The following is a 4,983-nucleotide window of genomic DNA, read 5'->3' on the forward strand; positions in this document are numbered from 1 at the left end:
CAGAGGCCGGTTCAGCCTGACTGCTCGGCCAGGTCAATACACTCCCGAAGGTACCGGAACAGCTTCCGGCTCTGACCGGTGTTGTTGGCGCTGGCGGCCTCCTTCTGGGCATTTCTGGCCAGATTGCGCAGGTGCTGAACGTCGGTTTCCGGACACTCGGCCACAAAAGCAGTAATGACATCGTTGTCGCCGGTGATCAGTTTTTCCCGCCACAGCTCGGCCAGGTGGTGGCGGCGGGTGTGCTCTTCGGTGCCGGCGTCAAAAGCTTCCACGGCGCGGCGGATGGCATCGGCGTCGTCTTCCTGGCGCAGCGCCTTGCCGATAAATTGCAGATGCCGCCGTCGCGCCTCGTGCTTGGTAATGCGGCGGGATTCAATCAACGCGGCTTTGAGGCGGTCGCTGGCGGGCACACTCTGCAGCTGCTCGTCACTCAGGTCCATCATCCGCTTCCCCAGGTCCTGCAGGGCATGCATTTCACGTTTGAGCTGGGACTTGCTCTTGAGCAGCTCGTCCTGGTCGTCGTAGTCGCTTTGCTGATCGTTATGGGGCTGCTTCATTACGAATTATTCGCCTTCACCAAAATAGTCGTTAATCAGAGCGCAGACGGCATCAACGGCCTCTGCCTCGTCAGGTCCTTCGGCAACCAGTTCAATTTCCGTGCCCTGGCCTGCTGCCAGCATCATCACCGGCATGATGCTTTTCGCGTTCACCTCCCGGGTGCCGCGGACCAGTTCCAGCCGGCTCTCGAATTCTGACGCAGTGGCCACCAGTTTGGCTGCGGCACGGGCATGGAGCCCCAGCTTGTTGATTATGGTAACGGGTTTGCGAATCATGGGGTAATCAATCGCTCTCTGGACCGGGCGGAGGCAGTTCTGTATGCCGGACCTGAACCTGGTTGTAATGTTGACGGAAATACCGGGTGAGCTGTTCGCAGACATAAACCGAACGGTGCTGACCGCCGGTACAACCGATAGAGATGGTCATATAGCTGCGGTTGCCGGAGCTGAACGCCGGTAACCAGCTGTCCAGCAGGCCGGGTCGCCTTCGAGAAAATCGGCCCCCTCCTGATCAAGCCCGGTGAAATGCCGCAGGCTGGCATCCCAGTAGGGATTTTGCAGGCAGCGGACATCGAACACGTAATCCGAATCCACCGGTACGCCGTGCTTGAACCCGAAGGACTGGAACAGCAACGCCAGTTCCTGCTCTCGCCGGCCGATCACCCGCTGCTTGATGGTGTCCCGCAGCTCGTACATGGACAGGTCAGTGGTGTCCAGGTAAAGGTCCGCCAGCCGGGCAATGGGGTCAAGCAGCACTTTTTCATGGCTGATGGCCTCGGTCAGGGAGGTGCTGTCATTGCTCAGCGGGTGCTTGCGCCGGGTTGCATGAAAGCGCTGCAGCAGTGATTGCTCGGTGGCGTCCAGATAGATGATTTCAAGGGTGATGTCGGTGTTCAGCAGCCGCTGATGAAGGGATTCGAAATTGGCAATCTCGTCAGACAGGTTGCGGGCGTCAATACTGACCGCCATTTTCTGGAGGCGACTGCCGGAATTCTTTTCCGTGGCTTCCCGGGTCAGCGGAAACAACAGGCCAATGGGCAGGTTGTCGATGCAGTAAAAGCCAAGGTCTTCCAGGACATGCAGGGCCGTACTCTTGCCGGAACCTGAGCGTCCGCTTACGATAATCAGTTTCATAATCCGCGCCTGTGTAATTGACCGGCGGGTGGATATCCCGCCCGGGTGCGAATTCAGCCAGTCATCTTCCGGTACAGCTGGTCGGCATCAGTGCAACTTCGGAGTTCGTCGCAGAAGGCTCGGTCGTTGAACTGTTCTGCCAGCTGACTGAGAAGCTCCAGATGCTCGCCGGTGGCTTCCTTCGGCACGATCAGCGTGAACAACAGATCCACCGGCTGATTGTCAATGGCATCAAAGTCGACACCTTCTTCCAGCGTGAGCAGGGCGCCAACCACCCGGGTGCAGCCTTCCAGCCGGCAGTGGGGAATCGCGATTCCCTGGCCAATGCCGGTGCTGCCAAGGCGCTCCCGGGCCAGCAGGTTGTTGAAAATAGTGCTTTCGTCCAGCTCAGGATACTGCTTTGCCACCTGCCCGGAGATTAACTCCAGGATACGTTTCTTGCTGGAGCCGTTAACCCGGCACAGGGTCAGTTCGGGTGCCAGGATGCTGTTGATGGTCAATGTTGAGTCGGTCATGGATCGGCATCGGTTCCGATAAAAAAATGCTGCGGTACGACATTCGCACCGCAGCGTGATCAGTCAGGGTGTGTTGGCCCGGCCCGCAATATCAGCGGGCAGCAGCCCCGTGCATCCGGTCGACGTTCTTTTCCTTGTGCTTCAGGATCTGGCGATCGAGCTTGTCGACCAGGCCATCGATAGCAGCGTACATGTCCTCGTTCTCGGCCTTGGCGTGGATCTCGCCACCCACAACATGCAGGGTCGCTTCTGCCATCTGTCGTACTTTTTCCACAGCCAGGGTCACCTGGCAGTTACTGATGTGGTCAAAGTGCCTCTCAAGCTTGTCGAATTTCTCGGTAATATACTCTTTCAGTGCGGGAGTAAGTTCGACGTGATGACCGGAAATGTTCAGTTGCATGGGCTTCTCCTGTTTGTCAGACGCTTGTCAGACCAGTCGCTTCCGCTCATTTGAGGGCGGAATATGCATGGCTTCACGGTATTTGGCAACCGTTCGCCTCGCCACCTGTATGCCCTGCTCTCCCAGCATGGTGGCTATCTTGCTATCACTGAGCGGCTTTTTCGGAGTCTCGGCCGCAACCAGTTTCTTGATCATCGCACGGATTGCGGTCGACGAACACTCCCCACCTTCGTCGGTACTGACGTGGCTCGAAAAGAAGTACTTCAGCTCGAAAATGCCACGTGGCGTATGCATGTATTTCTGGGTAGTCACCCGCGAAATAGTGGACTCGTGCATTTCTACGGCCTGGGCAATGTCCGAAAGAATCAGAGGTTTCATTGCCTCTTCGCCCTGATCCAGAAAACCCTGTTGATGCTCAACAATCCGGGTGGCCACTTTCAGCAGCGTTTCATTACGACTTTGTAAGCTTTTAATAAACCATTTCGCCTCCTGCAACTGATCCCGCAGGTAGGTATTGTCGGCGCTGCTGTCAGCCCGTCTGATAAGTGAAGCATAGCTCGCATTCACCCGGATACGCGGTGCAATTTCAGGATTCAGCTCAACCCGCCAGCGGCCATTGTGTTTGCGCACAATCACATCTGGAATCACGTAATCGGGCTCGGCCCGGTCGAGGGAGTCGCCAGGGTGCGGGTTCAGTGAGGTGATAACCGTCAGCACGTCCCGTAACTGGTCTTCCTTGAGCCGACTGCGACGCAACAGCTGGGCATAATCGCGGTTACCCAGCAAACCGATGTAATGGGTGATCACCAGTCGTGCCTGGGCCAACCAGGGGGTATCCGGAGGCAGCTGGTTAAGTTGTATCAGCAAGCATTCCTGAAGGTCCCGGGCAAACACGCCGGGCGGATCGAAATACTGAAGGCGATGCAGTACTGCTTCCACCTCGTCCATTTCAACCGGATCTTCGTCGGCTTCGTCCATCAGTCCTGAATGGATTTCATCGAGGCTGGAGGTGAGATAGCCCCGGTCATCCACAGCATCCATCAGGGCATGGGCAATGGCGCTGTCGCGATCATTCAGAGGGGTCAGGTTTAACTGCCATTCCAGATGGTCACGGAGGGTTTCGGCGGCATGATTGCGGCTTTCGAAATCGCTGTCGTTGTCGTCGTCATTGCGCGCCGCAGAGGCGGGAGCAGACTGGTAGATGTCATCCCAGGCGGTATCCACCGGCAGATCGTCAGGAATGGTGTCCTGCGTGTCGTTTTCCTGGCTCCAGTCGGCCGGCGCTTCAGGCTCGTCCCAGCTGGTGTCCGCGTGGTCGTTCTCGGCTGCACTGAGATGATCCGGCTCTTCCTGCTGGCTGTTGCTTTCCCGGTCGCTGTCGCGGCCTTCCAGCTCGTCCTCTTCCGGAGTCTCCAGCATCGGGTTGGAGTCCAGGGCTTGCTGGATTTCCTGTTGCAGGTCGAGGGTGGACAGCTGAAGTAGCCGGATTGCCTGTTGCAGTTGCGGGGTCATGGTAAGGCTTTGACCCATCTTTAACTGTAGTGAGGCTTTCATTACCATGATTTCACACCCGTCACCCTTTGACTGTAACCGGTCTGATACGGGTTTCCGGTATCAGAGAGTTGACAAAAACTGCTGCATTGCCGGTTACTTAAAAATACCAAGCAAGTTCTTTGCCGAGTGTACTGTGTTGGCTTAATTAACACAATTGTCACCCGGGTCAGAGGCGGAATTCGTCTCCCAGATACACTTCCTTGACCTGTTGATTGGCGAGTATGTCCTCGGCGGTGCCGGACGCGATAATGTGGCCGCCGCTGACGATATAGGCCTTTTCGCAGATATCCAGGGTTTCCCGGACATTGTGGTCGGTGATCAGTACGCCGATGCCCTTGTCCCGGAGGTGGCGGATAATCTGTTTGATGTCGCTGACAGAGATGGGATCGACCCCGGCAAAAGGTTCATCCAGCAGGATGAAGGCGGGTTCCATGGCCAGCGCCCGGGCAATTTCGACCCGGCGCCGTTCACCTCCCGACAAGGCCATGCCTGGGCTGTGGCGGATATGGGTGATGTGGAATTCCTGCAACAGCTCTTCCATGGCGGCTTCCCGCTGGCTGCGATCGAGGTCTTTGCGGGTTTCCAGAATGGCCATGATGTTGTCCTGCACCGTGAGCTTGCGGAATACCGAAGCTTCCTGGGGCAGGTAACCAATGCCTTTGCGGGCCCGGCCATGCATGGGCAGGGGGGTTATGTCTTCGTCGTTAATGGTAATGCGGCCCCGGTCGGCAGGCACCAGTCCCACAATCATGTAGAAACAGGTGGTCTTGCCGGCACCGTTGGGGCCCAACAGCCCGACGATCTGGCCGCTTTCGATGTCCAG

Annotated in this window: 6 protein-coding genes and 1 pseudogene; all 7 read right to left on the reverse strand. The window is 57.2% G+C overall.

The window, feature by feature from the left end:
- Positions 1 to 11 precede the first annotated feature (11 nt).
- The gene (gene yjgA, locus AAC035_RS18480; protein WP_339806574.1) at positions 12 to 557 is read right to left on the reverse strand and encodes a ribosome biogenesis factor YjgA; all 546 of its coding nucleotides are present in this window, start codon (positions 555 to 557) and stop codon (positions 12 to 14) included.
- Between the two features lie 6 nt (positions 558 to 563).
- A complete protein-coding gene (locus AAC035_RS18485) occupies positions 564 to 833 on the reverse strand; it encodes an HPr family phosphocarrier protein (RefSeq protein WP_339806575.1) in 270 nt (89 codons plus the stop codon).
- Between the two features lie 7 nt (positions 834 to 840).
- Positions 841 to 1,691, reverse strand: a pseudogene (gene rapZ, locus AAC035_RS18490) (RNase adapter RapZ).
- Positions 1,692 to 1,744: 53 nt separating this feature from the next.
- The gene (gene ptsN / locus AAC035_RS18495; protein ID WP_339806576.1) at positions 1,745 to 2,206 is read right to left on the reverse strand and encodes a PTS IIA-like nitrogen regulatory protein PtsN; all 462 of its coding nucleotides are present in this window, start codon (positions 2,204 to 2,206) and stop codon (positions 1,745 to 1,747) included.
- A gap of 91 nt (positions 2,207 to 2,297) precedes the next feature.
- Positions 2,298 to 2,606 carry a ribosome hibernation promoting factor gene (gene hpf / locus AAC035_RS18500; protein WP_339806577.1) on the reverse strand — a complete coding sequence of 103 codons (309 nt, stop codon included), beginning with the start codon at positions 2,604 to 2,606 and terminating at the stop codon, positions 2,298 to 2,300.
- A gap of 27 nt (positions 2,607 to 2,633) precedes the next feature.
- Entirely contained in the window at positions 2,634 to 4,166 is a 1,533-nt protein-coding gene (locus AAC035_RS18505) for an RNA polymerase factor sigma-54 (protein WP_339806578.1), read from the reverse strand.
- A 160-nt stretch (positions 4,167 to 4,326) separates the two neighbouring features.
- The coding region (gene lptB, locus AAC035_RS18510) for an LPS export ABC transporter ATP-binding protein (RefSeq protein WP_339806579.1) at positions 4,327 to 4,983 on the reverse strand (657 nt) is incomplete at its 5' end.

The organism is uncultured Marinobacter sp. (assembly GCF_963974375.1).
Classification (GTDB): Bacteria; Pseudomonadota; Gammaproteobacteria; order Pseudomonadales; family Oleiphilaceae; genus Marinobacter.